This is a genomic window from Cryobacterium sp. TMB3-10, from assembly GCF_004402305.1.
Taxonomy (GTDB): domain Bacteria; phylum Actinomycetota; class Actinomycetes; order Actinomycetales; family Microbacteriaceae; genus Cryobacterium; species Cryobacterium zongtaii.
The window spans coordinates 105236-130337 of record NZ_SOGH01000021.1 but is presented as its reverse complement, the minus strand read 5'-3'; the positions used below and the strand labels follow the sequence as shown (position 1 = coordinate 130337).

Genomic DNA, 25102 nt, shown 5'->3' with positions numbered 1-25102 from the left:
GTGTTGTGCCGGCGTAGTCAGGGCGGGCCAGGTCAGACCAGCGTCGCCCGAACTGCGCGGGTGGCATCGACGATGTTGCGCAGGGACTCTACGGTCTCCGCATACCCGCGGGTCTTCAGTCCGCAGTCCGGGTTCACCCAGACCTGGCGAGCGGGGATCGATTGCAGGGCCCGCTCGAGAAGTTCGGTGATCTCGGCCACACCGGGCACCCGCGGCGAGTGGATGTCGTAGACGCCCGGGCCGATGCCGTGGTCGAAGCCACTGGTCTGCAGGTCGGCGACGACCTCCATCTTCGACCGAGCGGCCTCGATGCTGGTCACGTCGGCGTCCAGGTTGCGGATCGCGTCGATGACGACCCCGAACTCCGAGTAGCAGAGGTGGGTGTGGATCTGGGTCTGGTCGGCGACCCCCGCGGTAGCGAGCCTGAACGACCCGACCGACCAATCCAGGTAGTCGGCGTGGTCCTTCTTCTTCAGGGGCAGCAGCTCGCGCAGCGCGGGCTCGTCGACCTGCACCACCCGGATACCGGCCGCCTCGAGGTCACCGATCTCGTCGCGCAGCGCGAGCGCCACTTGCCGGGCGGTCTCCCCCAGCGGCTGGTCGTCGCGCACGAACGACCAGGCCAGGATGGTGACCGGTCCGGTGAGCATCCCCTTGACCGGCTTCTCGGTGAGGGTCTGGGTGTAGCTGGACCACTCCACGGTGATGGGCGCCGGCCGCCGGACGTCGCCCCACAGGATCGACGGACGGGTGCACCGGCTGCCGTAGGACTGCACCCAGCCGTTCTCGGTGACGGTGAAGCCATCGAGGTTCTCGGCGAAGTACTGCACCATGTCGTTGCGCTCGGGTTCACCGTGCACGAGAACGTCGAGGCCGAGGTCTTCCTGCAGCTGCACGACCCGGCCGATCTCGGCGCGCATGAGCTCCTGGTAGTCGGCGGATGCGAGTTCACCCGAGACCAGGCGGGCGCGAGCGCGGCGGATATCGCTCGTCTGCGGGAACGAGCCGATGGTCGTGGTCGGCAGCGGGGGCAGGTCGAGCACGGCATCCTGAGCGGCCAGGCGGGCCTCGTAGTCGCCGCGGCTGAAGTCGGCCGGGGTGAGGGTGTCGAGGCGGGCGCGTACGGCTCCGTCACGCACGCCGGGCGAGACCCGGCGCGCCTCCAGCGACGCGGTGGCCGCGTCGAGATCGGCCTGCACGGCAGCCTGCCCCTCGGAGAGGCCGCGAGCGAGGGTGGCGACCTGACCGATCTTCTGGTCGGCGAACGCCAGCCAGCCGGTGAGGTCGGCGCCGAGCTTGGTCTCGTCGGTGACGTCGTGCGGCAGGTGCAGCAGCGAGGTGGAGCTGGAGACCGCGATCCGGTCGCTCAGCGCGCCCAGCTGGGCCACCTTGTCGAACGCCGCCGCGAGGTCGCCGCGCCAGATGTTGTGACCGTCGATCACGCCGGCCACGAGGGTGGTGTCGGCCAGGCCGGGCACGTCGGCGGGCACCGTGCCGCGCACGAGGTCCAGGCCGATGGCCTCGACCGGGGTCTTGGCCAGAACGGGTAGGGCGTCGTCGAGGCTGCCGTAGGGCGCGGCCACGAACAGTCCGGGCCGCCTGTCGAGGCCGCCGAGGGTGTCGTAGGCCCGGGCGAGGGCGGCGAGGGCACGGTCGCGCGGGATGTCGATGCTCTCGCTGACGAGGGCCGGTTCGTCCAGCTGTACCCACTCTGCACCCGCGGCGGCGAGGCGCTCGATCAGGGTGGCGTAGACCGGCAGCAGGTCGTCGAGGCGATCGAGCGGGTGAAAGCCGGCCGGGGCCGTTTCGCTCGGCTTGGCCAGGAGCAGGAAGGTGACCGGACCCACGATGACGGGTCGGGTGAGGAAGCCGGCGGCGACGGCCTCGTCGAATTCCCGCACGATGCGGTCGCTGGCGAGGTGGAAGTTCGTCTCCGGGCCGATTTCCGGCACCAGATAGTGGTAATTGGAATCGAACCACTTGGTCATTTCGAGCGGCAGGTTCTCGCCGGCGCCGCGGGCCAGGGTGAAGTAGCCGGCGAGGTCGAGGTGACCGTCGGCGTCGACGAGACCGGCGAAGCGGGTGGGGATGGCGCCGACGGTCACCGCCGCATCCAGCACCTGGTCATAGAAGGAGAAGCTCTCCGGAATCGACGAGTCGCTGCGGCCGAGCCCGAGGCCGACGAGCCGCTCCCGGGTGGTGTTGCGCAGGGCTGCCGCGGTGGCTTCGAGTTGAGCGGCGTCGATCCGGCCGGCCCAGAAGGCTTCGACGGCCTTCTTCAGTTCGCGGCGGCGGCCGATCCGCGGGTAGCCGAGGATCGTTCCGGTGGGGAATGCGGGGACGGTGATGGTCATCAGTAGTGGTCCTTCGTGGAGTGGATTCCGGCACGGGTGTCGGCAGGGCTGGTCGAGGGATGGGTCGGAGGTGGGTTGTGAGCGGAGACGACCGGTTGTGCCGGTGCGAGCGCGCCGGCGCGGTCGAGCACGGCGAGCACGGTCTCGTGCTGGTTGAAGGCGTAGAGGTGCAGGCCGGGAGCCCCGCCGGCGATGAGCTTCTCGGCGAGGGCGGCGGCGTGGCTGACGCCGATCTCGCGCTGGCCCTCGAGGGTGGGTTCCACTTCGAGCTGGATCGAGAGTTCGGCGGGCAGTTCCTCCCCGGAGAGCTCGAGGATGCGCCGCAGCCTGCCGGGGCTGGTGACGGGCATGATTCCGGGCAGGATCGGGAACTCCACTCCGGCTTCCCTGGCTCGCTGGATGAAGCTGAGGTAGTGGTCGGCGTGGAAGAAGAGTTGGGTGATGGCGAGGTTGGCGCCCGCCGCCTGCTTGGCCAGCAGGGTGTCGATGTCCTGCGCGGTGGATCGTGAGCGCGGGTGCCCGTTAGGGAACGCGGCCACGGCGATGCGCACGTGCTCACGTTCGGTCTTCACGGCGCGGGCGCGAGGGAGTCCGGGGATGGGGGTCTCCTGGTACGGCACTCGCTCGGCCTGTACCCGATGGATCAGTTGCACCAGCTCGCCGGCACTGTGCAGGTCGCCGAGGAAGGCGTCGTTCTCGGTCAGGCCCTCGGGCGGGTCACCGCGGAGGGCGAGGAAGCTGCTCACGCCGGCATCGAGGAACTCGCGGATCAGGCTGCTCGCCTCGGCGTGCGAGGAACCGACGCAGGTGAGGTGCGCCATCGGGTCCACGATGGTGGCCCGGCGGATGTAGCGCAGCACGTCCAGGGACGAGGTGCGGGAGGAGCCGCTGGCACCGTAGGTCACCGAGATGAACTTCGGACGGGCCGCAGCCAGGGCGTCGATGGTGGCATGCAGGGCCATCGTCGCGGCATCCGTCTTGGGCGGGTACAGCTCAAACGAGAACGGGATGCTCGACCGACAGTCGGGGTCCGTCGGTGGGGTCGTGGGGGTCGCTGTCATGGTTCCTCATTCGGCATGGTGGGTTCAGTTCGAAGGGCCTGGCGGCCGCGGACCGCCACGGATACCGGGCGGCTGCTCGCGGGCGGGTGCCGGGCTCGGCTGTCGCTCCATGCCGGGCAGAGTATCCCGCCGGCAACGAATGTGATGACTCTAACAACGCACCTTCGGGCGCGCTGCTGCGTGGCCGATTGTTACGTTCGCGGCCGATCTGGGGCGTTAACAGCCGAAGGCGGCACCCGTTCCTGGTTCAGGAGCGGGTGCCGCCTTCGGGCGGATCGGGGTCAGCCGGGGATGGCCGGTGCCACCACGAACGGGGTGAACTGGGCCTCGATACCGGGCGACACGAGGGCCGTTACCTGGGTGCCGGTCTCGGAGTAGTCCAACGCCAGAACCTTGCCCTGCTCGTGCAGGATCGGGATGAGGTCACCGCGGTCGTAGGGGATCAGCAGTTCCAGGCGGATTTCCGGACGGGGAAGCATGGTCTCGAGAACCCGCAGCACCTCGTCGATGCCCTCGCCGCTGCGCGCCGACACGAAGATCGCCTGGGGGGCGAGGCCCCGCAGCACGAGCCGGTCGTCGTCGCTGACCAGGTCGCTCTTGTTGAACAGCACCAGCTCGGGGATGTCACTGGCACCGACCTCGCCGATGACCTCGCGCACCGTGGCCAGCTGGCTGGCCGGGTCGGGGTGGGACGCGTCGACGACGTGGATGATGACATCGGAGTCCGCGACCTCCTCGAGGGTGGAGCGGAACGCCTCCACCAGCTGGTGGGGCAGGTTGCGCACAAAACCGACGGTGTCGGTGAAGGTGTACAGCCGACCGTCGTCCGTGGTGGACTTTCGCACCGTGGCGTCCAGGGTGGCGAAGAGGGAGTTCTCCACGAGCACGCCGGCCTTGGTGATGCGGTTGAGCAGGCTGGACTTGCCGGCGTTGGTGTACCCGACGATCGCGACCGACGGCACCGCGTTGCGCTTGCGGTTGGCGCGCTTGGCCTCGCGGGCGGGCTTCATCTCCAGCATCTGCTTGCGCAGCCGCGACATCCGGGTGTGGATGCGGCGCCGGTCGAGTTCGATCTTCGTCTCACCGGGTCCACGCGAGCCCATACCGGCACCGGCGCCACCGACCTGGCCACCGGCCTGGCGGGACATCGAGTCACCCCAGCCGCGCAGCCGGGGCAGCAGGTAGGCGAGCTGGGCGAGTTCGACCTGCGCCTTACCCTCCCTGCTCTTGGCGTGCTGGCTGAAGATGTCCAGGATCACGGCGGTGCGGTCGATGACCTTCACCTTGACCACGTCTTCCAGGGCTCGCCGCTGGCTGGGTGCGAGTTCGGTGTCGGCGATCACGGTGTCGGCGCCGAGCGCCGCCACGATGGAGGCGAGCTCGAGGGCCTTGCCCTTGCCGAGGTAGGTGCTGGGGTCCGGGGTGGCGCGGCGCTGCAGCAGACCGTCCAGCACCGTGGCGCCGGCGGTTTCGGCCAGGGCGGCGAGCTCGCGCATGGAGTTCTCGGCGTCGAGCAGGCTACGGGCGGAGTAGACGCCGATCAGGACGACGTTTTCCAGGCGCAGCTGGCGGTACTCAACCTCGGTGACGTCCTGCAGTTCGGTGGAGAGCCCACCGACGCGGCGCAGGGCGTTGCGGTCTTCACGTTCGGTCTGTTCGCCGTCGTGGTCGCCGCCGTCGAAACCGCCGTTGGCCGGGCGTGCCGAGAGGGCCTGCGCCGATCCGCTCGCGAACAGCGAGTAGCCGGAGGACCGGCTCTCGGCGCTGGCCAGCACGCGCGCAACTACATCGTCATCGCCATCGTGTGGAGCGTTTATATCAGTCATTGCTTTAACTCTAGTTCCTCTTTTTTCGATAAGTTCGCTGTATGGCTTCCGAACACTATTTCTCGTCGACTCCGGGCAGCGACCTGAAATTGCGGCAGATCACCGTGAAGATCGCCGGTCAAATCCGTGCGGTCACCACCGCGAACGCGATTTTCTCCCCCGAGCACATCGACACCGGTACCAAGGTGCTGATGCGTGAGGCTCCGCTGCCCTCCGGCGGCGGGGATGTGCTGGACCTCGGCTGTGGCTGGGGACCGATCAGCCTGCATCTGGCGCTGGCCGATCCCACGGCCACGGTGTGGGCCGTCGACGTCAACGAGCGAGCCCTCGAGTTGGTGCGGATGAACGCCGCCAGCCTGGGGCTCACCAACATCAACGCGGTCCTGCCGGCGGATGTTCCCGATTCCGTCGTGTTCGCCGGCATCTGGTCGAACCCGCCGATCCGGGTGGGCAAGGCCGAGCTGCACACGATGCTCGAGCACTGGCTGCCGCGTCTGAAGCCCGGCTCGGATGCCTGGCTCGTCGTGCAGCGCAACCTCGGCTCCGATTCGTTGCACCGCTGGCTCGCCGAGGAGTTCCCCGGCGCCGGGCAACCCGGCGCGCTCGAGGTTTCCCGCTACGCCACCGACAAGGGCTTCCGCATCCTGCAGGCCCACAAACCCGCCTGACGCTCCCCCTCGAACTGTGAGGTAGGCCCCACAACCCGGGGGCCTTTGTCACAGTTCGCGGCGGGGTTAGGCGAGGGCGAGGGTGCCGTCGAAGACCAGGGTGGCGGGGCCGGACAGGGAGACGTGCTCGCCGTCCTCGGTGGGGAACATCCGCACGCCCAGAACGCCGCCGGGGACCTCGACACGCCACTGGTTCGGCGCGCCCTGGCCGGCCCAGTGCCGGGTGGCCAGGGCCGCCGCGACGGCACCGGTGCCGCAGGACAAGGTCTCTCCGCTGCCGCGTTCGTGCACGCGCATACGGATGCGGCCGACGCCGTCGACGACGAGCGGGTCATGCGGCAGCACGAACTCCACGTTGGCGCCCTCGGCGGGCTCGGGGTCCAGCTGCGGAATGAAGGTCAGGTCGGCGCTCTCGAGCTCGTTTTCGTCGGCGAGGGCCACCACCACGTGCGGGTTGCCCACGTTGATGCCCAGCCCCGGGCGGGCAACGGCGAGGTTCTTGGCACGCACCAGGGTCTCCCCCGGTTCCAGCCGCCACCGGCCGAGGTCCACCTGGAACCCGGTGGCGTTCTGCTGCACGTCGCGCACGCCGCTGCGGGTGCCGATGGCCAGAGTGTCGCCGGGGCCGAGGTCGACGAGGCCCTGTTCGAGGAGGAATCGGGTGTACACCCGGATGCCGTTGCCGCACATCTCCGAGACTGTGCCGTCGGCGTTCCAGTAGTCCATGAACCACTCGGCGCCGTCGTCTTCGGCGAGGGCCGCGGCACCCGCATCGAGGTTGGCCGAACGCACCGCGCGGATGATGCCGTCGGCGCCGACGCCGAACTGGCGGTCGCAGATGCCCTGGATCTGCTCCGGGGTGAGGTCGAGTCGGCCGTCGGGGTCGGCGAACAGCACGAAGTCGTTGCCGGTGCCGTGGCCCTTGGTGAAGTGGAGATCGATGCCCATGTGTTCAGTTTAGGGACTCGGGCTACGGTATTCGGCGTCAGGGCAGGTGGCTGACGGCCTGGTCGACACGGTCCGCGTCGTCGGCGTCGATCCAGTGCGTGTGCGGGTCACGTTTGAACCAGCTCACCTGACGGCGGGCGTATCGCCGGGTCAGCTGCTGGGTCGCCTCGACGGCATCCGCCTGCGACATTGTGCCGTGCACCTGGCCGAGGGCCTGGGCGTATCCGATGGCCCGGCTGGCCGTGACGCCGCCTTCCAGGCCGGCGGGGATGAGGGCGCGCACCTCCTCGACGAGTCCGGCCGTCCACATGCGGTCCACTCGGGCGTCCAGGCGCGGGGTGAGCACCTCGCGGGGCAGGCGCAGCCCGAGGGTCACGGCGGGCATCCAGTAGACCGGGTCGCCGGGCAGGGCCGCGGTGTGCGGGGCGCCGGTGAGTTCGACGACCTCGAGGGCGCGCACGAGCCGGCGGCCGTTGCTGGCGCCGATGCGGGCGGCGGCGCCGGGGTCGACGGCCTTGAGCCGGTCGTACATCAGGCCGGGGCCCTGATCCACGAGCTCGGCCTCGAGGCGGGCGCGGAGCACCGGGTCGGTGCCGGGGAACTGGAAATCGTAGACGACGGAGGACACGTAGAGACCGGACCCGCCCACGAGGATGGGCACGGCACCGCGGTCGAGGATGCCGGTGATGGCGGCGCGGGCCTCCACCTGGTAGCGGGCGACGGTGGCCTCGTCGGCCACGTCGAGCACGTCGAGCAGGTGGTGCGGCACCCCGCGGCGCTCGGCGGGGGCGAGCTTGGCGGTGCCGATGTCCATGCCCCGGTAGAGCTGCATGGCGTCGGCGTTCACGATCTCCGCCGGCCGGCCGGCCGCGATCAGCCGTTCGGCGATGTCCAGGGACAGCTCGGATTTGCCGGTACCGGTCGGCCCGACGATGACAACGAGCACCGGGTCCTAACGTTCCGCGTCGTCGACCGGGTAGATCGGGATCGTCGTGGCGCCACCGTGCAGTGTCAGGCTGGGCCCGCCCACCCGCAGGGTCGGCAGACCCAACGAGACCGCGCCGCCGGTGGACGCCGCCGGGGCGGGCACACCGCAGGACTCGGCCTGCTCCCGGTCCCAGGCGTCGCCGGCGATGGTGCGGCGGATCCGGAGCGGCGTGCCGTCGAGGGAGTCGGCGATGAGGTGGAACGGTGCGGCCTGGGTGACGGTCACGGTGACCATGTCGCCGGGCCGGGGCAGGTCGGAGCCGGCGGGCACGTCGAAGTGCACGAGCCGGCTGTCGGGGGCCCGGCCGCTGAGCCGGTGGGTGTCGGCGTCCTTGCGGCCCTCACCGTTGGCGACGAGGAGTTCGACCTCACGGCCGATGATGGCGCGGTTCTCCTCCCAGGAGATCCGTTCCTGCAGGGCGATGAGCCGTTCGTAACGGTCCTGCACGACGGCCTTGGGCACCTGGTCGGCCATGGTGGCTGCGGGGGTGCCCGGCCGGATGGAGTACTGGAAGGTGAACGCCGTGGCGAACCTGGACTCTTCGACGACCCGCATGGTCTCGAGGAAGTCTTCCTCGGTCTCGCCGGGGAAGCCGACGATGATGTCGGTGCTGATCGCCGCGTCGGGCATCTGCGCGCGTACGCGCTCGAGGATGCCGAGGAACTTGGTGGACCGGTAGGACCGGCGCATGGCTTTGAGCACCCGGTCGGAGCCGGACTGCAGCGGCATGTGCAGCTGCGGCATCACAGCGGGGGTGTCCGCCATGGCGTCGATGACGTCATCGGTGAAGGCGGCAGGGTGCGGGCTGGTGAAGCGGATGCGTTCCAGTCCCGGGATCTGGCCGGCGGCGCGCAGCAGCTTGCCGAACGCCAGCCTGTCACCGAACTCCACCCCGTAGGAGTTGACGTTCTGGCCGAGCAGGGTCACCTCGATGGCGCCGTCGTCGACGAGCGCCTGGATCTCGGCGAGGATCTCGCCGGGGCGGCGATCCTTCTCCTTGCCGCGCAGGGCGGGCACGATGCAGAAGGTGCAGGTGTTGTTGCAGCCGACCGAGATCGAGACCCAGCCGCTGTAGCTCGAGTCGCGCTTGGTCGGCAGGGTGGACGGGAAGGTTTCCAGGGATTCGAGGATCTCCAGCTGGGCCTCACCGTTGTGCCTGGCGCGTTCGAGCAGGCTCGGAAGGGACCCCATGTTGTGGGTGCCGAACACCACGTCCACCCACGGCGCCTTGGCCAGGATGGTGGCCTTGTCCTTCTGCGCCAGGCAACCGCCGACGGCGATCTGCATGCCCGCGTGCTTGCGCTTGACCGAGGCGAGGTAGCCGAGGTTGCCGTAGAGCTTGTTGTCGGCGTTCTCCCGCACCGCGCAGGTGTTGATCACCACGATGTCGGCCTCGGCGCCCGCCGCCGACACATAGCCGGCCGCCTCGAGTGAGCCGCTGAGCCGCTCGGAGTCGTGCACGTTCATCTGGCAGCCGAAGGTGCGCACCTCATAGGTGCGCGCCCGGCCCTCGTCATCCCTCGCCGCCGAGGACGGCGCGATCACGGTCGCGCTGTGCGGCGACGGGTCGAGGGATGACGGGGTGGCGAGGGGTGGTGCGGTGACGCTGCTCATAGTTCCCCCAGCTTACGCGTGCCGTCGTGAACAGACCTCAGCGGAACCGCACCGTGGAGGTGCGGCCCGAACCCCGCCGGGACGCGAGAGCGGCCTTGACGGCGTCGCGCACCACGGAGGAGGCGTATCCCTTGCGCATCAGGAAGCCGGTGAGCCGACGATCGATGGTGGCATCGTCGAACCTGTCCAGCTGCTGCACCCGCTTGAGCGCCAGTTCGGTGGCCCGTTCGGCTTCGTCGTCCGGCATCTCCTCAAGCTTCTCGGCGATGAGTTCGGCGTCGAGCCCGCGCTGGCGCATTTCGGCGCCGACACCGCTGCGGCCCAGGCCCTTGCGTTCGTGGTGGCTGTGCATGATCTGGTCGGCGAGCTTCTCCTCGTCGAGGTAGTGCAGCTCGGTGAAGCGTTCGAGGATGTCCTGCACGGACTCCTCGTCGATCTCGGTGGACCGCAGCAGCTTCTGGGCCTCGACGATCGACAGGGACCGGCCGCGCAGGCGCTGCAGCAGTAGCTTCTCCGCGTGCTCGCGTTCCTCGGCCGCCTCGTCCTCGGCATCATCGGCCTGATCGGCCGGGCTCGCCCCGGGCAGGTATGTCACCGGGGCGAGGCCCTCCCGGCCGGCCGAGGAGCCGGCGTCGGTCTTGCCTCGGGAGGGTTCGAAGTGAACCATGGCGGCTAGGCGCCCTTGCGTGCGGCGGCCTTGGCCGCGATGGACGGAACCTTGGCACCATCCGTGCCCGTGGCGGCACCCGTTGCCGCGGCGGCCGCTGCGGCGGTGGCGGCGTCGTCTGCGGCCTTCTTGGCCGCCTTGCCCTCCGCGCCCACACCGAGCTTGTTGAGGATCTTGGTTTCGATCTCGTTGGCCATGTCCGGGTTGCGCAGCAGGAACTTGCGGGAGTTCTCCTTGCCCTGGCCGAGCTGGTCGCCGTCGTAGGTGTACCAGGCGCCGGACTTCTTGACGATGCCCTGGTCGACACCGAAGTCGATCAGGCTGCCCTCGCGGGAGATGCCGATGCCGTAGATGATGTCGAATTCGGCCTGCTTGAAGGGCGGTGCCATCTTGTTCTTGACGACCTTGACCCTGGTGCGGTTACCGACGGCCTCTGTTCCGTCCTTGAGGGTCTCGATTCGACGGATGTCCAGACGCACAGACGCGTAGAACTTGAGCGCCTTTCCGCCGGAGGTGGTCTCCGGGCTGCCGAACATCACGCCGATCTTCTCGCGCAGCTGGTTGATGAAGATCATGGTGGTGTTGGTCTGGCTCAGACCACCGTTGAGCTTGCGCAGCGCCTGCGACATCAGGCGGGCCTGCAGGCCCACGTGGGAGTCACCCATCTCGCCCTCGATCTCGGCGCGCGGAACCAGGGCGGCGACGGAGTCGACGACGATGAGGTCGATGGAGCCGCTTCGCACGAGCATGTCGGCGATTTCCAGCGCCTGCTCACCCGTGTCGGGCTGGGAGACGAGGAGGGCGTCGATGTCGACACCGAGCTTCTTCGCGTAGTCGGGGTCGAGGGCGTGCTCGGCGTCGATGAACGCGGCGATGCCGCCGTTCTTCTGGGCGTTGGCGATGGCGTGCAGGGTGAGGGTGGTCTTACCCGAGGACTCCGGGCCGTAGATCTCCACGATGCGACCGCGGGGCAGGCCACCTATGCCGAGCGCGACGTCCAGGGCGATCGACCCAGTGGAGATGATCTCGACGGGCGCGCGATCGTCGCTGCCGAGGCGCATGACCGAGCCCTTGCCGAACTGGCGGTCAATCTGGGCGAGGGCGGTGTCCAGTGCCTTCTCGCGGTCTGCTGCTGATGCCATGGTGTGCTCCTTTGGGTCGTGCGCGTGGCGCCTATAGGCTGTCGTTTCGACCAGCGGGAGGATCCCGGTGACCGCCCTCGACAAGGCAGGTGCGCGGTTGTCGTTGACGAATCCGACTGTACGCAGCACCACCGACACTGGCCGGCAGGCACCGCGACGGTGGACAATCCGTCTTCGACTTCTACTGTGGAGGAGCCTACCAAGAACCGAACAGACATTCGACGCTGGGGTGGTGTGTCGGAATCTTCTCGCGAAACGAGGAACGGCCCGGCTGGAGGGCCGGGCCGGTGGTGGCTCATGGTTCGCTGGTGTCTGGGTGCTGCCGGCGTGACCGGATCAGCTGCGGGCCGGAGGAAGCCCGGCGCCGTGGCGGCGGGCCGGCGGAACATCCGTTTCGGCACAGAGGGCCAACCAGACGTCGCGAGCGGGAACTCCGCCCGCGAGGGCCTGGTCGGCGGTCCGTCCGAGCGGACCCAGCACCAGATCCCGGGTGAGCACCCTGCCGTAGCTCTCGCCGAATTCGTCTTTCAGGGCCTGGCGGAACTCACTCAATCGCATGCGGTACTCACTCGGTTGATGCTCACTCGGTTGACGCGCACTCGGTGCGAAACGTGGAGAAGACCGATTAGCGCATCATCATGCTGGCGTCGAACTTGGCAACCAGCTCGTCGGGTACGGTGTCGGGGAAACGATCGATTCCCTCGATGACGGCCAGCCGATCGCCGACCTCGCGCATGATCACCGAGATCGGTGTGTCCAGCGCGTCTGCGACCGAAGCAAGAATCTCGGAAGACGCTTCCTTCTGACCGCGTTCAACTTCAGACAGGTAGCCGAGGGCCACACTTGCCTTGCTCGCAACCTGACGCAGGGTGCGACCCTTCTGCAGGCGGAAGTCCCTGAGCACATCGCCGATTTCCTGACGAACAAGAATCATCGGAACCTCCTTCTTCGTGCTGTCTAGTCTGCTGGGGCCCACTCAACCGGTCAGTTTTGTGTGGCGGATGGCCAACAGTACTCTATCCATCCGACACCTCAGATTACCGAGGATGACTGGACTTTACTTGTGAATATGTGTTCTGTAACCCACCGGTAACAGGAACTATTCCGCGATCTGAAGCTTTGTGGATTCAATCAGCTGACACACAGCTTCGATCGCGTGCGCAACTGTTTGCATCCGGATCTCTGCCCGGTCGCCGGTGAGACTAATCGCTATGGCCCGCACCCTATCCCCGAAAGACACTCCCAGGTAGACCGTGCCGACGCTCTGGCCGTCTTGTTCGTCGGGGCCGGCGACCCCGGTGGTCGAGATGCCGATGTCGGCCGGGCGCCCGTCGATCGCCAGCGCGGTGCGCACACCGGTGGCCATCTGTCTGGCGACCTCGGGGTGCACGGCACCGTGCTCGGCCAGCAGCAGGGCGTCCACGCCAAGCAGGGTGTGCTTGAGCGGGGTCTGGTACGCCACGACTCCCCCGGCCACGACGACGGATGCGCCGGGGATGCGCACGAGCTCGGCCACGAGCAGTCCGCCGGTCAGGGATTCGGCTACGGCGATGGTGAGGTGTCTGGCGGTGAGGGCGGCGACGAGGGCGGCCGCGGCATCCGGGCCCGACGTCGGTTCAGCGCCGGACGGGTCAGGCATTGCTGGTCGGCTTGGCCTGCTTGTTCTCCCGGCGCGCGGCGACGAGGTATTCGACGCCGGTGTACACGGTGAGCACCAGTGCGATCGTCATGGCGATGGTGTTGACCCAGTGGATCCAGTCGCCGAAGACCAGCCAGAGCGGCAGAAGGGCCAGCGAGATCGCCACGGACTGCGCGATGGTCTTGAGCTTGCCGCCGCGGGACGCCGGGATGACCCTGTCGCGCAGCATGGCGAACCTGAAGACGGTGATGCCGATCTCGCGCACCAGGATGACCAGGGTGACCCACCAGGGCAGCTCGGCGAGGATGGACAGTCCGATCAGCGCGGCGCCGGTGAGGATCTTGTCGGCGATCGGGTCGAGCAGTTTGCCGAGGTCGGTGACCAGGTTGTACCGGCGGGCGATGGCCCCGTCGACGCCGTCGGTGGCGATGGCCACGATGAAGAGCACGGCGGCCCACCAGCGGAGGGCCTCGTCGGCGCCGTTGTCGGCCAGCAGCATCCAGAAGAACACCGGTGCCAGCAGGATGCGCACGATGGTGATGATGTTCGGCAGGTTCCAATTGGACGGCGGGGCCGCAGGTGTCGGTGTAGCCATGGGGTCATTCCCTGTCGGTGAGTTGCCAGGCGTCTTCGTCCGAGTCGCCGTCTTCCTCAGCGTACCCTTCGCTCATCTTCGCCACCGGGTCGTCGGCGTAGCGCGGGTCGGGGGTGGCCTGCTCGTGCGCCTGCGACCGCTGGGACTCTTCGAACTGCGATCGGGCAGTGGCGGCGTGGTGCTCGGCGTCGGAGCCGCGCAGCTTGGCCAGGACGCTGGGCAGCTGTTCGGCGGTGACGAGCACGTCGCGGGCCTTGGAACCTTCGGACGGGCCGACGATCTCGCGGGACTCGAGCAGGTCCATCAGGCGGCCCGCCTTGGCGAAGCCCACCCGCAGCTTTCGCTGCAGCATCGAGGTGGAACCGAACTGGGTGGACACCACGAGTTCGGCGGCGGCGAGCAGCACCTCGAGGTCGTCACCGATGTCAGAGTCGATCTCCTTGCGCGGCGCCTCGGCGGAGACGTCGGGCCGGTAGTCCGGCCGGGCCTGCTGGGTGACGTGCTTGACGACCCGTTCGATCTCGGCCTCGTTCACCCAGGCACCCTGCACCCGCAGGGCCTTGGAAGCGCCCATCGGCAAGAACAGGGCGTCGCCCTGGCCGATCAGCTTGTCGGCGCCGGGCTGGTCGAGGATGACCCTGGAGTCGGTGACGCTGGTGACGGCGAAGGCCAGTCTGGAGGGCACGTTGGCCTTGATCAGGCCGGTGACCACGTCGACGCTGGGCCGCTGGGTGGCCAGCACCAGGTGGATGCCGGAGGCCCTGGCGAGCTGGGTGATGCGCACGATGGAATCTTCGACGTCGCGCGGGGCGACCATCATCAGGTCGGCGAGCTCGTCCACCACCACGAGCAGGTAGGGGTATGGCTTGAGTTTGCGGGCGCTGCCGGCCGGCAGCACGATCTCGTTGTTGACGACGGCCTTGTTGAAGTCATCGATGTGCCGGAACCCGAAGCTGGCCAGGTCGTCGTATCGCATGTCCATCTCCTTCACGACCCACTGCAGCGCTTCGGCGGCTTTCTTGGGGTTCGTGATGATGGGAGTGATCAGGTGCGGTACGCCGGCGTATGCGGCGAGTTCGACACGCTTGGGGTCGATGAGGACCATGCGCACGTCGCTGGGCTTGGCCCGCATCAACAGGCTGGTGATCATCGAGTTCACGAAGCTGGACTTACCCGAGCCGGTGGATCCGGCCACGAGCAGGTGGGGCATTTTGGCGAGGTTGGCGATGACGAAGCCGCCGCCGACGTCCTTGCCGACACCGATGGTCATCGGATGGGTGCTGTTGGTGGCCGTGCCGGAGCGCAGTACGTCGCCGAGGGTGACGATCTCGCGGTCGGTGTTGGGGATCTCGATGCCGATGGCGCTCTTGCCGGGGATCGGCGAGAGGATGCGCACCTCGTTGGAGGCGACGGCGTAAGACAGGTTCTTGCTCAGCGCGGTGACCCGCTCGACCTTGACGCCGGGGCCGAGTTCGATCTCGTACTGGGTGACGGTCGGGCCGCGGGAGAAACCGGTGACCCTCGCATCCACCGAGAACTGGCTGAGCACCTCGGTGATGGACTTGACGATCTCGTCGTTGGCGGCGGAGCGCGCCTTGGCCGGCGGACCGGCGATGAGGGTCGTGGACGACGGCAGCACGTAGGGCAGGTTCGGCTGCTCGCCGAAGCCCAGCTCGGTCGCGGACCGGTCCACCGCCGAGGCGGCCTCGTCGAGGTCGTCCAGGCCCGGCAGCACTTCGGTGAGGCCGGTCGGGTCGTCGGCCTGCAGGCCCGTCGCGTGCGGCACCGCGGCGACTTCGCCGGTGAAGCGTTTGATGGCTTCCTCGGCCTTGAGCAGGTCTTCGAGCACCTCGGTGCCGTAGTGATCGGTGTGAACGGGGGGAACGTGGGCCTGGGGAGACTCGAGCGCGGTGTCGAAGCCGCCCTTGGCGGCATCCGCCCCGCCGTTGAGCAGCGTGCTGAGCGGGTCGGCAGCGGGAGGCCGGGCCTCGTCGGACTCCGACGACATGGCGCTGGAAAAGTCGGGGTCTTCTTCGCGTTTGCTGGTGTTACGTCGCCACCAGGGCAGGGCGCCCTCGTCGGTGTCGTCGTCGTGGGCCGGGTCGAGGCCGTCGAGTTCGATCTGCTTGGTCTTGAGGGCCTGGATGCGTTCCTGGCGGATCTCCTTGGCGGCCGCGCGCTCCTCTGGGGCCGGCAGCGGGGTGCCGAAGAGCCAGGCGTAGAGCTCACGGCTGCGTTCGCCGATCTTGTTCGGCGGGGTCTTGGTGATGATGAAGAGGCTGAGGATCAGCAGCAGGATCACGACGATGGCCGCGCCGACGGTGGTGATCAGGAAGATCAGCGGGGCCGCGATCATCCAGCCGAGGACACCGCCGGACAGGGCGAGCACCTCCACGCCCTGGGTGGGTGTGGGCTGCCCGCCGAAGATGTGGCAGAGGCCGGAGACCGTGACCAGGAGCAGCGAGAGGCCGATACCGATGCGGCCGTTGTCGTGCACGGAGCTCGGATTGCGGAACAGCCAGATGGCGAAGAGCAGCAGGATCACCGGCAGGGCGAAGGCCAGCCGGCCGAAGAGGGCGCCGAAGGTCCAAGCATCCAGGGTCTGGGCCACCGGGTCGTTGATCAGGAACCACTCGATCACGGCGCCGGCGACGGCCAGCAGCACGAGGAAGAAGGGCAGGCCGTCGCGGCGCTCCTCTTTGGAGAGCTGCTCGGGGCCGAGCGCGCGGGCGGCGCCGCCGGCGACGTGGGCCAGACCCATCCACATGCGCACGGCGATGGCCGGCTTGGGCTCGGTCGGGGCGAATTTGACGGTCTTCTGGGTCGCGGTGCTGCCGGCTTTGGTGCGCGCGGTCGTTCCGGTGCCGCGCGCAGGTGTGCTGCGGGCACGCCCGGTCGACTTAGTGCTCGTAGCCATGTGTTCCACGGTACCGCCGACGGCCGACATCGGTGTGAGCCCACGCCCAATTACCCGGTCGTGGAAGGTCCCACGGCTCGCGAAAGCGGCTGTATGGCTGCTTCGAGAGGGCCGTGGCGACCACCCGGCCGCTTTCGCGAATGGTCAATAGCGGATGGCGTCGATGACCTTGACGCGCACCGCCACCAGCGCGGGCAGCAGGCCCGCGAGGGCGCCCACGACGGTGGCGCAGACCAGGCCGAGGATGGCGGCCTCCACGGGGAACGGCGGAAAGTCGGTGACCATGCCCTGGCTGATGAACTCCTGCAGCATGGGATTGGTGACGATGAGCACGGCTCCGATCACCCCCACCACGCCGGCCACCAGGGTCGCCACGATGCTCTCCATCATCACCGAGAAGAACACCCGGCCGGCGGTGGCGCCGAAGCTGCGCCGCACCCCGATCTCCCGGATGCGCTGCTTGAGCGTGACCAGGGCGATGTTCACCAGACCCAGCGCGCCGAGCAGCAGCACCAGGCCGGCCACTCCCCCGACGAGCAGCTTGATCGACGCGAACGGGTCCTCGTTGTAGGCAGCGTAGTCCTGTCGACTCACCGACACGTTCGTGCCGGCGCCGAGCGCCCCTTGGGCATCCCGCTGCAGCGCAACGATCAGGTCCTCGCTGATTTCCGGCGGCACCCATAGTTCGTAATTGGGGACGCTGCCGCTGGCCGCGAGCTGGTCGGCGGGAGTGAGAGCGGTGATGGTGTCCATGAGCAGGTACATGGCCGGCTCGGTCTCCCAGACGCTCACCGGGTAGACCCCGGTGATCACGGCGGTGGTCGGGGTGGCGCCCAGCAGCGTGGTGGTGGGGTGCGTGGCCAGGTCGGGCCGGCCGAGTCGGTCCCAGAAGACCTGGTTGACCAATACCGCCGGTGCGAGGCGGTCGGCGTCGTCAACGCTGAACCAGTCCCCCTCGGTGAGTGCCACGCGGTGCATGGTGCCGTACGGCTGGTCGACGCCGATCGCCTGCACGGGCACCGCACCATCCGTGAACTGCACGGTCTGGGTGGTGTAGAGCACCCGGCTGGCGTAGTCGATGCCGTAGCGCTCGAGCGAGGTGTCCCAGAACTCCTGCATGACATCCGGGTCGATGGCGCTGCCGTCGTTCGATCCGGCGTAGAGCGAGAGGGTGGCGCTGCGGCCGCCGCTGCGTTCGTTCTGTTCCACGATGGACTGCTGGGCCACCGCGCCGAGGCCGACGACGGTGGTGATGGCGCAGACCGCGACGGCCACGCCGATGAGGGAGAGCATCACGCGGGTCTTGTGGATGCGCAGTTCCTGCCAGGCCTCCACGAACGAGCCGACCACGTTGCTGAGCAGCCGGTTCATGCCGGCACCGTCGCCAGCTCGTCGTCGCGGACGACCGGGGCCACCGGGCCGCCGGCCACGGTGAGCACGCCGTGGTCCAGGCGCAGATGCCGGCTGGCCAGCGCCGCGATGGCCGGGTCGTGGGTGATGGTGATCAGGGCCGCGCCGGAGCCGGTGGCGACCTCGTCGAGGAGCGCCATCACATCCGCCCCTGTCTCGAGGTCCAGGGCGCCGGTGGGTTCATCGGCCAGGATCAACCGCGGACCGCGCACGAGCGAGCGGGCGATCGCCACCCGCTGCTGTTCACCGCCGGAGAGTTTGTCGGGCATGGCGCCCAGCCGGTGGCCGAGGCCGACCCGTTCCAGCATCGCGGTGGCGATGCGGGCCCGCTGCCAGAATTGTTTGCCCTGCGCGTAGAGCAGCGGGGTCATCACGTTCTCGAGGGCCGTGCGGCCCTGGAGCAGGTTGAACTGCTGGAAGATGAAGCCCACGTCGCGGCCGCGCACCCTGTCGCGCTCCCCGGAGGAGAACGATCTCACCGGTCGACCGTCGAACTCGAGGTCACCCGAGGTGGGGTTGTCGAGCAGGCCGAGCAGGTTGAGCAGGGTGGACTTGCCGGAGCCGCTGCGGCCCACGATGGAGACCCTGTCGCCCACCTCCACGTCGAGGTCGACGCCGGAGAGGATCGTCAGCGGTGGGCCGTCGACGAGCTGGACGGTGCGGGTGACGCCGGCCAGGTGCAGGAGCGTCAATGGAGGGTCATTCCGGGCTCGGGGCAGACCTCGCTGCCGTCCGGGGCGGTGCTGCAGCCGCTCACGGCGGTGGCGCCGGGTACGAACTGGTTGATCAGGTCGCCCTCGGCCAGCCCCTCGACGATCTGCACCGAGGTACCGTCGTTCATCCCGAGTGTCACCGGGCGTTCCTCGGTTGTGCCGTCGGGCAGCACGAACCAGACGACCCCGGTTTCGGCAGAGCCCTTCACGGCCGTGGTGGGCACGACGAGCACGTTCTCGGCCTTGCCGCCGGCGATGGTGATCTGGGCGGCGAGGCCGGGGAAGACCGTGACCTCGGCCGGGATGGCGCAGCTGACGGTGGTGCCGCCCGCCCCGCCCGTGCCGGTGCCGGTGCCGGTGCCCGACGCCGGATTGGTGCCGCCGCCGGAGCCGCCGGCATCCGCCCCGGCCAGCGGGGTGGTGATGCGCAGGCCCGTGCAGGTGAACGGGGCCGGACCGTTGGTGATGGCGATGGACGCCTCGGTGGGCTGCGTGACGAGACGGTATTGCTGCTCGGGGCTGAGCGATCCGCTCACCGAGTAGCTGGGCGGCGCGACCTGGCCGGTGGTGTCCCCGATGGCGACGGACTGGCCGTGGATGACGGTGAGGGCGCTGAGCACGCCGTCGGCGGGGGCGAAGACCTTCTCGAAGGTGACCGCCGGTTTGGGCTGGGTGATGGCGATCATCCCGGTGGCGGGGTCCGTCGTCTCAACGGGGTCGCGCACGGTTTCGACCTTGATGTCGTAGATCTTGTCGCCGGCGGCGACGGTCGCTCCGGCGGCGAAGAAGATCTCGTCGACGGTGCCGGCCGCGACGGCCTTGACGGGCACGGCGGCATCCGCCGACACGGTTCCGGGCAGCGTCACATCGTTGGTGATCGTGCCCAGGGCAACCGGGATCTGCGGTTCCACGACCTGGCCGGTCGGCTGGGCCGGGTCCTGGGCTTCCGCGGCGTCGGCGAAGAACGCCAGCTTCACCAGGGCCACCGCGATGGCCGCGACGACGAGCAATCGGAGGATCGGAAAGACCCATTTGCGCATCACATTCACTGATTTCCCCCATGCTCGCATCGCACCTGACGGTGTCGACTGGCACGAGCCTAGGGGCAGTTCCGGCCCGTCGAGGCGGCTTTCGGGCAAAATCCTCCTGAAGGATGACCCCCGGTGTGCGGGGACCCAAGAACGCGTCAACCCCCGGCGCCGAGGGCGGCCGGGGGTTGACAGTGGTGCTGTGCAGCGGGCGGTTACGCCTCGATGATCATCGGAACGATCATCGGGCGGCGGCGGAACGACGCCTGCACCCAGCGGCCGACGGTGCGGCGCACGACCTGCGTGAGCGCGTAGGTGTCGTGGGTGCCGTTCTGCGCGGCCTCGGCCAGGGCGGCCTCGATCTTGGGCCGGACGGAGTCGAAGACCGAGTCGTCTTCGGCGAAGCCCTTGGCGTGGATCTCCGGGCCGACGATGACCTTGCCGGTGGACTTGTCCACCACGACGATGATCGAGATGAAGCCTTCCTCGGACAGGGTGCGCCGGTCGGTGAGGTCGGCTTCGGTGATCTCACCGACGGTGGAACCGTCGACGTAGACGTAGCCGAGGTCGAGCTGGCCGACCTTCGTGACGTTTCCGTCGCGCAGGTCGAGAACGGTGCCGTCCTCGGCGAGGATGGCCCGTTCGACGGGCACCCCGCTCTGCACGGCGAGCTTGGCGTTGGCCACCAGGTGGCGGTATTCGCCGTGCACGGGCAGCACGTTCTTCGGGCGGAGCACGTTGTAGACGTAGAGCAGCTCGCCGGCGGCGGCGTGTCCGGAGACGTGCACCTTGGCGTTGCCCTTGTGCACGACGTTCGCGCCGAGCTTGGTCAGGCCGTCGATGATGCGGTAGACCGCGTTCTCGTTGCCCGGGATCAGGCTGGAGGCCAGAATGACGGTGTCGCCGGGGCCGACCTCGATCTGGTGTTCCTTGTTGACGATGCGGCTGAGCACCGCCATCGGCTCGCCCTGCGAACCGGTGGACATGTAGACGATCTTGTTGTCCGGGATGTTCCCGGCCTTCTTGAAGTCGATGAGCACACCGTCGGGCACCTTGAGGTAGCCGAGGTCGGCGGCGATGGTCATGTTGCGCACCATCGAGCGGCCCAGCAGGGCCACGCGGCGGCCGTTGGCGTGAGCGGCATCGAGCACCTGCTGCACCCGGTGCACGTGGCTGGAGAAGCTGGCGATGACCACCCGGCGCGGGGCGCGGGCGATGACGTCTTCCAGGACCGGGCCGATGGCGCGCTCGGACGGCGTGAAGCCGGGAACGTCGGCGTTGGTGGAGTCGACCAGGAACAGGTCAATGCCCTCTTCGCCCAGGCGGGCGAAGTCGCGGAGGTCGGTGATGCGGTTGTCCAGCGGCAGCTGGTCCATCTTGAAGTCACCGGTGTGCAGCACGCTGCCACCCTCGGTCTTGATGGCGACGGCGAGGGCGTCGGGGATCGAGTGGTTGACCGCGACGAATTCGAGGTTGAACGGGCCGAGGCGTTCCTTCTGGCCTTCCTTCACCTGCAGGGTGTAAGGGGTGATGCGGTGTTCCTTGAGCTTGGCCTCGATGAACGCCAGCGTCAGGCCGGAGCCGATCAGCGGGATGTCCTGGCGCAGCTTGAGCAGGTAGGGCACCGCGCCGATGTGGTCCTCGTGGCCGTGGGTGAGCACGACGCCGACGATGTCTTTCAGGCGGTCCTTGATCGGGGTGAAGTCCGGCAGGATCAGGTCGACACCGGGCTGGTGCTCCTCGGGGAACAGCACGCCGCAGTCGACGATCAGGATTTTGCCGTTGATCTCGAAGGTGGTCATGTTCCGGCCGATTTCGCCGAGTCCGCCGATGGGCGTGACGCGGAGTGTTCCCTTGGGGAGCGCGGGCGGTGCGTATACGTCGTTGGGCATAAGCCCTCCTATTGTGGAGTTGGTGGTGCGTGAAGTTAGTGGTGGGTGGAGTTGGTGCTGCTGTTGATCCGTGGTGCGTTTATCTTTTAGCGTGTGGTTCCGGCGACCTTGGGCAGCGCCCCGCCGGCGGCGGCGTTGCGGTCGGGGCGGAAGTTGGTGAAGTCGACGCCGGGGATGTTCCGGACGAGGTCGATTTCGTCTTCGATCATGGCGGCCTCGGATTCCTCCGGGCCGACCAGGGGCAGGCGCACGCGTGGGCTGCTGATGCGACCCAGCCCGTGCAGGATGTACTTGGCCGCGACGGTGCCCGGCACGTGGGTCATCACGGCGCGCACGAGGGGTTCAAGCTGCTGGTGCGCGAGCGTGGCCGCCTTGAGGTCACCCGCGTTGACGGCATCCACCATCTGGCGGTACGGCTTGGCCGCGATGTTCGCGGTGACGCCGATCAGGCCGGTGGCGCCGATCGACAGGTGCGGCAGCACGTTGGGGTCGTCGCCGGAGAAGTAGAGCAGGTCGGTCTGGTTGAGCACCCGGCTGACCTGGGCCAGGTCGCCCTTGGCGTCCTTGACGGCGAGGATGTTCGGGTGCTTCGCGGCGCGCAGGATGGTCTCGTAGGTGATCGGGATGCCCGTGCGTCCCGGGATGTCGTACAGGATCACCGGCAGGTCGGTGGCATCCGCGATCATGCGGAAGTGCGTGAGAACACCGGCCTGGGTGGGCTTGTTGTAGTACGGCGTGACGATCATGTTGCCGTCGGCGCCGGCCTTCTCGCTCTGCTTGGCGAGTTGCATGGCGTGGGCGGTCTCGTTCGAGCCGCCGCCGGTGATGATCTTGGCGCGACCGGCCGCAACGTCCTTGCCGACCTCGACGAGCCGGATCTTCTCGGGGTCGGTGAGGGTGGAGGTCTCGCCGGTGGTGCCGGTGACGACGATGCCGTCGGCCCCGGCGGTGATGACGTCGTCGATGTGCTTCTCGACGTCGGCCCAGGCGACCTCACCGTCAGCGGTAAAAGGTGTCACCAGGGCGACGAGGACCTGCCCGAAGGGGTTGTAAGGAGTAGACACGTTTTACAGGTTATCGTCTAGCGCGCCCTCCCGCGCCTCCACGCCTGCCCTCGCGCGCGTCATCTGCCGTCATACGAGGGGTCTGAGGCCCGCCGCGGCGTAACCTCGCCTGCATGAACCCCGCCGCCGCCCTGCTCGTTCTGGTGTTGTTGGTCGCGTTGACCACCGCGCTGGGACTGGTCTGGCGCCGTCGGCAGGGCCAGCTCACGAGCTCGACCGACTCGGTGGATGCCGTCACGGCCGCCCAGCTGGGCCTGACCGTGTCGAACACGCCGATGGTTTTCGGCGCCGAGGCGACGCTGCTGCAGTTCTCCACCGAGTTCTGCGCCCGCTGCCCCGGCACGAGCGTGCTGCTGGGCCAGGTGGCGGATGCCCGCACCGGCGTGCGGCACGTGGAGGTGGACCTCACCCATCGCGCCGACCTCGCCCGGCGGTTCAAGGTTCTGCAGACGCCCACCACACTGGTGCTCGACAGGGCCGGCCGGGTGCGCGCCCGGGTGGGCGGTGTGCCGAACCGGGCCGCCCTGCACGCGCACCTCGATGACCTTGCCCGAAACGTTCAGGAGTCCCGATGACCCAGCCAGAATCCGCTGCGACGGCTTCCGCCGCCGCCGCTGCCGCTGCCGGGAAGCGGACGGGCATCGACCCGCGCGGCCCCCGGTTCGGCGCGGCCGTCACCGCCGTCGTGCTGCTGGCGGTAATCTTCCTCGCCCTCGTCGGAGCCTCCGACGCCGCCCTGGCGCTGCTCGCCGTGCAGACCGCGGTGTTCGCCTGGGGCACCATCGCCGGGGCCGCCCGGCATCCGTACGGGTGGTTCTACAAGGCCCTCGTGCGCCCGCGGCTCGGCCCGCCGGCCGAACTCGAAGACCCGGCCCCGCCCACCTTCGCCCAGGGTGTCGGCCTGCTGGTCGCCCTGACCGGGGTGCTGCTCGGCCTGGCCGGGGTGATCGTGGCCGTGCCCCTCGCGGCGGCGGCCGCGTTCGTGGCGGCCTTCCTGAACGCGGCCTTCGACTACTGCCTGGGCTGCCAGCTGTACCTCCTGCTGGTGCGGGCCGGCGTCCTCGGGCGCAGCCCGGCGGCGCCCTGACCGGCGGGACTGGCGAACCTGCCCGTCGCCCGAGGATTCCCTGTGAACGGTTCAGGCCCGGCGGATAGGCTGGTGCTCCACTTCCAGGAGGTATCACCATGGCCCTGACCAGCGAAGCAACCACCGTATGGACCGGAGACCTGACGACGGGTTCCGGCACCGTCACGCTCGATTCCTCGCACGGCGGGTCGTTCCCGGTGAACTGGAAGGCCCGGGCCGAGGGCACCGCCAATACGACCAACCCCGAGGAGTTGCTGGGCGCGGCGCACGCATCCTGCTTCTCGATGGCACTGGCCCTGATCCTGGCCGACGCCGGACACACCCCCACGAGCATCCAGACCACCGCGGCGGTCACGTTCGTGGCCGGCACCGGTGTCACCGGCAGCCACCTGCTCGTCAGCGCCAACGTTCCCGGTGTCACCGAGGCGGAGTTCGAGGCGTTCGCGCAGGACGCGAAGGTGAACTGCCCGATCTCGCAAGCGTTGACCGGCATCCCGATCACCATCGAAGCCGAACTGGCCTGAGCGGTGCGCGTACTCATCTCCGGAGCCTCCGGGCTCATCGGCACCGAACTGACCCGCCAGCTGGAAACGGCCGGCCACACCGTGCTGCGTCTGGTGCGACGCCCCGCGCGCTCCAGGTCGGAGGTGCGCTGGGACCCGGCGACACTGACCCTGGATCCCACCGTGCTCGACGGCGTGGACGCGGTGATCAACCTGTCCGGCGCGTCGATCGGGCGGTTGCCATGGACCAAGTCCTACCGCCGCCAGATCATGGAATCGCGGGTGCAGGCCGCTCGTACCCTCACCGACGCCATGCGCCGGGCCGGCACGCCACCGACGGTGCTGCTGAACGCGTCCGCCGTGGGGATCTACGGCAACCGGCCCGGCGAGGAGCTCACCGAGGAGTCCGCACCGGGCTCGGACTTCCTCGCCACCGTCGTCACGACCTGGGAAGCGGAGGCCCGGCTGGCCCCTGAGGGCACCCGGGTGGTGCTGCTGCGTACCGGCCTGGTGCTCGCCAAGGGCGGCGCGCTGAAGCCCCTCATGCCGATCGTCCGGCTCGGCCTCGGCGGACCGCTCGGCCGTGGCAGCCAGATCTGGCCGTGGGTAAGCCTCCACGACGAAGCCGCGGCGATCGTGCACCTGCTCACCTCGGAGCTGAGCGGCCCGGTGAACCTCACCGGCCCCACCCCGGCAACGGCCAACGAGGTGATCCGGGCCGTGGCCTCGGCGCTGCGCCGGCCGTTCTTCCTTCCGGTGCCCGAGTTCGTGCTGACCCTGGCGCTGCAGGATGCCGCCCGGCAACTGTTGCTCGCCGACCAGCGGGTGAGCTCGGCGAAGCTGCAGGCCGACGGGTTCCGTTTCACCCACCGTACGGCCGCCGAAGCTGTCACCTGGATGCTGCGCTAGGCCTTTGGGGGGCGCGATCTCGTTATGCGGGGTACGCGCCGTTATGCGGGTGGCGCGCCACCCGCATAACGGCGCGT

Annotated in this window: 23 protein-coding genes; 5 read left to right on the top strand and 18 right to left on the bottom strand. The window is 68.7% G+C overall.

The annotated features are described in order from the left end of the window. Nucleotides 1-32: 32 nt before the first annotated feature. The 3 genes from metE to hflX form a co-directional block, all read right to left on the bottom strand. Nucleotides 33-2354, bottom strand: coding sequence for a 5-methyltetrahydropteroyltriglutamate--homocysteine S-methyltransferase (metE, locus tag E3T22_RS12010; RefSeq protein ID WP_103459427.1), 2322 nt, complete (start codon nucleotides 2352-2354; stop codon nucleotides 33-35). Next, nucleotides 2354-3415, bottom strand: coding sequence for a methylenetetrahydrofolate reductase (locus E3T22_RS12005; RefSeq protein WP_134480655.1), 1062 nt, complete (start codon nucleotides 3413-3415; stop codon nucleotides 2354-2356). The genes metE and E3T22_RS12005 overlap by 1 nt, the downstream gene beginning before the upstream one ends. 281 nt (nucleotides 3416-3696) lie before the next feature. Continuing rightward, entirely contained in the window at nucleotides 3697-5241 is a 1545-nt protein-coding gene (gene hflX, locus E3T22_RS12000) for a GTPase HflX (RefSeq protein ID WP_134480654.1), read from the bottom strand. Between the two features lie 41 nt (nucleotides 5242-5282). On the opposite strand from hflX, the gene E3T22_RS11995 reads away from it, so the two are divergent. Continuing rightward, nucleotides 5283-5909, top strand: coding sequence for a class I SAM-dependent methyltransferase (locus E3T22_RS11995; protein WP_134408853.1), 627 nt, complete (start codon nucleotides 5283-5285; stop codon nucleotides 5907-5909). A 66-nt stretch (nucleotides 5910-5975) separates the two neighbouring features. Here E3T22_RS11995 and dapF read toward each other — a convergent pair whose 3' ends face one another. The 15 genes from dapF to dapA form a co-directional block, all read right to left on the bottom strand. Continuing rightward, nucleotides 5976-6857 carry a diaminopimelate epimerase gene (gene dapF, locus E3T22_RS11990; RefSeq protein WP_088455728.1) on the bottom strand — a complete coding sequence of 294 codons (882 nt, stop codon included), beginning with the start codon at nucleotides 6855-6857 and terminating at the stop codon, nucleotides 5976-5978. Nucleotides 6858-6894: 37 nt separating this feature from the next. Further along, on the bottom strand, nucleotides 6895-7803 hold the full coding sequence (miaA, locus tag E3T22_RS11985) for a tRNA (adenosine(37)-N6)-dimethylallyltransferase MiaA (RefSeq protein WP_088455727.1): 909 nt from the start codon (nucleotides 7801-7803) through the stop codon (nucleotides 6895-6897). Between the two features lie 6 nt (nucleotides 7804-7809). Next, complete coding sequence (miaB, locus tag E3T22_RS11980) at nucleotides 7810-9459, bottom strand: tRNA (N6-isopentenyl adenosine(37)-C2)-methylthiotransferase MiaB (RefSeq protein ID WP_088455726.1); 1650 nt, start codon at nucleotides 9457-9459, stop codon at nucleotides 7810-7812. A gap of 37 nt (nucleotides 9460-9496) precedes the next feature. Continuing rightward, nucleotides 9497-10126, bottom strand: coding sequence for a regulatory protein RecX (locus tag E3T22_RS11975; protein ID WP_088455725.1), 630 nt, complete (start codon nucleotides 10124-10126; stop codon nucleotides 9497-9499). Nucleotides 10127-10131: 5 nt separating this feature from the next. Further along, nucleotides 10132-11268: a recombinase RecA gene (gene recA / locus E3T22_RS11970; protein WP_088455724.1), complete on the bottom strand. Its 1137-nt coding sequence runs from the start codon at nucleotides 11266-11268 to the stop codon at nucleotides 10132-10134. A gap of 336 nt (nucleotides 11269-11604) precedes the next feature. Next, a complete protein-coding gene (locus tag E3T22_RS11965) occupies nucleotides 11605-11826 on the bottom strand; it encodes a DUF3046 domain-containing protein (protein ID WP_088455723.1) in 222 nt (73 codons plus the stop codon). Nucleotides 11827-11893: 67 nt separating this feature from the next. Continuing rightward, nucleotides 11894-12202: a helix-turn-helix domain-containing protein gene (locus E3T22_RS11960; RefSeq protein ID WP_088455722.1), complete on the bottom strand. Its 309-nt coding sequence runs from the start codon at nucleotides 12200-12202 to the stop codon at nucleotides 11894-11896. 165 nt (nucleotides 12203-12367) lie between these two features. After that, entirely contained in the window at nucleotides 12368-12907 is a 540-nt protein-coding gene (locus tag E3T22_RS11955) for a CinA family protein (protein ID WP_134480653.1), read from the bottom strand. Further along, a complete protein-coding gene (pgsA, locus tag E3T22_RS11950; protein ID WP_088455720.1) occupies nucleotides 12900-13502 on the bottom strand; it encodes a CDP-diacylglycerol--glycerol-3-phosphate 3-phosphatidyltransferase in 603 nt (200 codons plus the stop codon). The genes E3T22_RS11955 and pgsA overlap by 8 nt, the downstream gene beginning before the upstream one ends. 4 nt (nucleotides 13503-13506) lie before the next feature. Continuing rightward, nucleotides 13507-16419: a DNA translocase FtsK gene (locus E3T22_RS11945; protein ID WP_088457928.1), complete on the bottom strand. Its 2913-nt coding sequence runs from the start codon at nucleotides 16417-16419 to the stop codon at nucleotides 13507-13509. A 144-nt stretch (nucleotides 16420-16563) separates the two neighbouring features. Next, on the bottom strand, nucleotides 16564-17790 hold the full coding sequence (locus E3T22_RS11940) for an ABC transporter permease (protein WP_088455719.1): 1227 nt from the start codon (nucleotides 17788-17790) through the stop codon (nucleotides 16564-16566). Continuing rightward, nucleotides 17787-18521, bottom strand: coding sequence for an ABC transporter ATP-binding protein (locus E3T22_RS11935; protein ID WP_134408859.1), 735 nt, complete (start codon nucleotides 18519-18521; stop codon nucleotides 17787-17789). The genes E3T22_RS11940 and E3T22_RS11935 overlap by 4 nt, the downstream gene beginning before the upstream one ends. Continuing rightward, nucleotides 18518-19582, bottom strand: coding sequence for a hypothetical protein (locus tag E3T22_RS11930; protein ID WP_174776450.1), 1065 nt, complete (start codon nucleotides 19580-19582; stop codon nucleotides 18518-18520). Before E3T22_RS11930 ends, E3T22_RS11935 begins: the two co-directional genes overlap by 4 nt. 203 nt (nucleotides 19583-19785) lie before the next feature. After that, on the bottom strand, nucleotides 19786-21462 hold the full coding sequence (locus tag E3T22_RS11925; RefSeq protein WP_088455717.1) for a ribonuclease J: 1677 nt from the start codon (nucleotides 21460-21462) through the stop codon (nucleotides 19786-19788). A gap of 86 nt (nucleotides 21463-21548) precedes the next feature. Then, nucleotides 21549-22526 (bottom strand): 4-hydroxy-tetrahydrodipicolinate synthase, encoded by a 978-nt coding sequence (dapA, locus tag E3T22_RS11920; RefSeq protein WP_088455716.1) that lies wholly within the window; start codon nucleotides 22524-22526, stop codon nucleotides 21549-21551. Nucleotides 22527-22639: 113 nt separating this feature from the next. Here dapA and E3T22_RS11915 point away from each other — a divergent pair, with 113 nt between their 5' ends. The 4 genes from E3T22_RS11915 to E3T22_RS11900 all read left to right on the top strand — a co-directional run bounded on the left by E3T22_RS11915 (nucleotide 22640) and on the right by E3T22_RS11900 (nucleotide 25025). After that, entirely contained in the window at nucleotides 22640-23101 is a 462-nt protein-coding gene (locus tag E3T22_RS11915) for a thioredoxin family protein (RefSeq protein ID WP_134480652.1), read from the top strand. Continuing rightward, nucleotides 23098-23613, top strand: coding sequence for a DUF4395 domain-containing protein (locus tag E3T22_RS11910; RefSeq protein WP_134480651.1), 516 nt, complete (start codon nucleotides 23098-23100; stop codon nucleotides 23611-23613). Before E3T22_RS11915 ends, E3T22_RS11910 begins: the two co-directional genes overlap by 4 nt. A 98-nt stretch (nucleotides 23614-23711) precedes the next feature. Next, complete coding sequence (locus tag E3T22_RS11905) at nucleotides 23712-24137, top strand: OsmC family peroxiredoxin (RefSeq protein ID WP_088455713.1); 426 nt, start codon at nucleotides 23712-23714, stop codon at nucleotides 24135-24137. Nucleotides 24138-24140: 3 nt separating this feature from the next. Continuing rightward, entirely contained in the window at nucleotides 24141-25025 is an 885-nt protein-coding gene (locus E3T22_RS11900) for a TIGR01777 family oxidoreductase (RefSeq protein ID WP_088455712.1), read from the top strand. Nucleotides 25026-25102: the final 77 nt, after the last annotated feature.

Bases quoted from the DNA above. Each gene is read 5' to 3' on its own strand.
- metE (WP_103459427.1), bottom strand. From the start codon at position 2,354: ATGACCATCACCGTCCCCGCATTCCCCACCGGAACGATCCTCGGCTAC.
- E3T22_RS12005 (WP_134480655.1), bottom strand. From the start codon at position 3,415: ATGACAGCGACCCCCACGACCCCACCGACGGACCCCGACTGTCGGTCG.
- hflX (WP_134480654.1), bottom strand. From the start codon at position 5,241: ATGACTGATATAAACGCTCCACACGATGGCGATGACGATGTAGTTGCG.
- E3T22_RS11995 (WP_134408853.1), top strand. From the start codon at position 5,283: ATGGCTTCCGAACACTATTTCTCGTCGACTCCGGGCAGCGACCTGAAA.
- dapF (WP_088455728.1), bottom strand. From the start codon at position 6,857: ATGGGCATCGATCTCCACTTCACCAAGGGCCACGGCACCGGCAACGAC.
- miaB (WP_088455726.1), bottom strand. From the start codon at position 9,459: ATGAGCAGCGTCACCGCACCACCCCTCGCCACCCCGTCATCCCTCGAC.
- E3T22_RS11975 (WP_088455725.1), bottom strand. From the start codon at position 10,126: ATGGTTCACTTCGAACCCTCCCGAGGCAAGACCGACGCCGGCTCCTCG.
- recA (WP_088455724.1), bottom strand. From the start codon at position 11,268: ATGGCATCAGCAGCAGACCGCGAGAAGGCACTGGACACCGCCCTCGCC.
- E3T22_RS11965 (WP_088455723.1), bottom strand. From the start codon at position 11,826: ATGCGATTGAGTGAGTTCCGCCAGGCCCTGAAAGACGAATTCGGCGAG.
- E3T22_RS11960 (WP_088455722.1), bottom strand. From the start codon at position 12,202: ATGATTCTTGTTCGTCAGGAAATCGGCGATGTGCTCAGGGACTTCCGC.
- E3T22_RS11955 (WP_134480653.1), bottom strand. From the start codon at position 12,907: ATGCCTGACCCGTCCGGCGCTGAACCGACGTCGGGCCCGGATGCCGCG.
- pgsA (WP_088455720.1), bottom strand. From the start codon at position 13,502: ATGGCTACACCGACACCTGCGGCCCCGCCGTCCAATTGGAACCTGCCG.
- E3T22_RS11945 (WP_088457928.1), bottom strand. From the start codon at position 16,419: ATGGCTACGAGCACTAAGTCGACCGGGCGTGCCCGCAGCACACCTGCG.
- E3T22_RS11940 (WP_088455719.1), bottom strand. From the start codon at position 17,790: ATGAACCGGCTGCTCAGCAACGTGGTCGGCTCGTTCGTGGAGGCCTGG.
- E3T22_RS11930 (WP_174776450.1), bottom strand. From the start codon at position 19,582: ATGCGCAAATGGGTCTTTCCGATCCTCCGATTGCTCGTCGTCGCGGCC.
- E3T22_RS11925 (WP_088455717.1), bottom strand. From the start codon at position 21,462: ATGCCCAACGACGTATACGCACCGCCCGCGCTCCCCAAGGGAACACTC.
- E3T22_RS11915 (WP_134480652.1), top strand. From the start codon at position 22,640: ATGAACCCCGCCGCCGCCCTGCTCGTTCTGGTGTTGTTGGTCGCGTTG.
- E3T22_RS11910 (WP_134480651.1), top strand. From the start codon at position 23,098: ATGACCCAGCCAGAATCCGCTGCGACGGCTTCCGCCGCCGCCGCTGCC.
- E3T22_RS11905 (WP_088455713.1), top strand. From the start codon at position 23,712: ATGGCCCTGACCAGCGAAGCAACCACCGTATGGACCGGAGACCTGACG.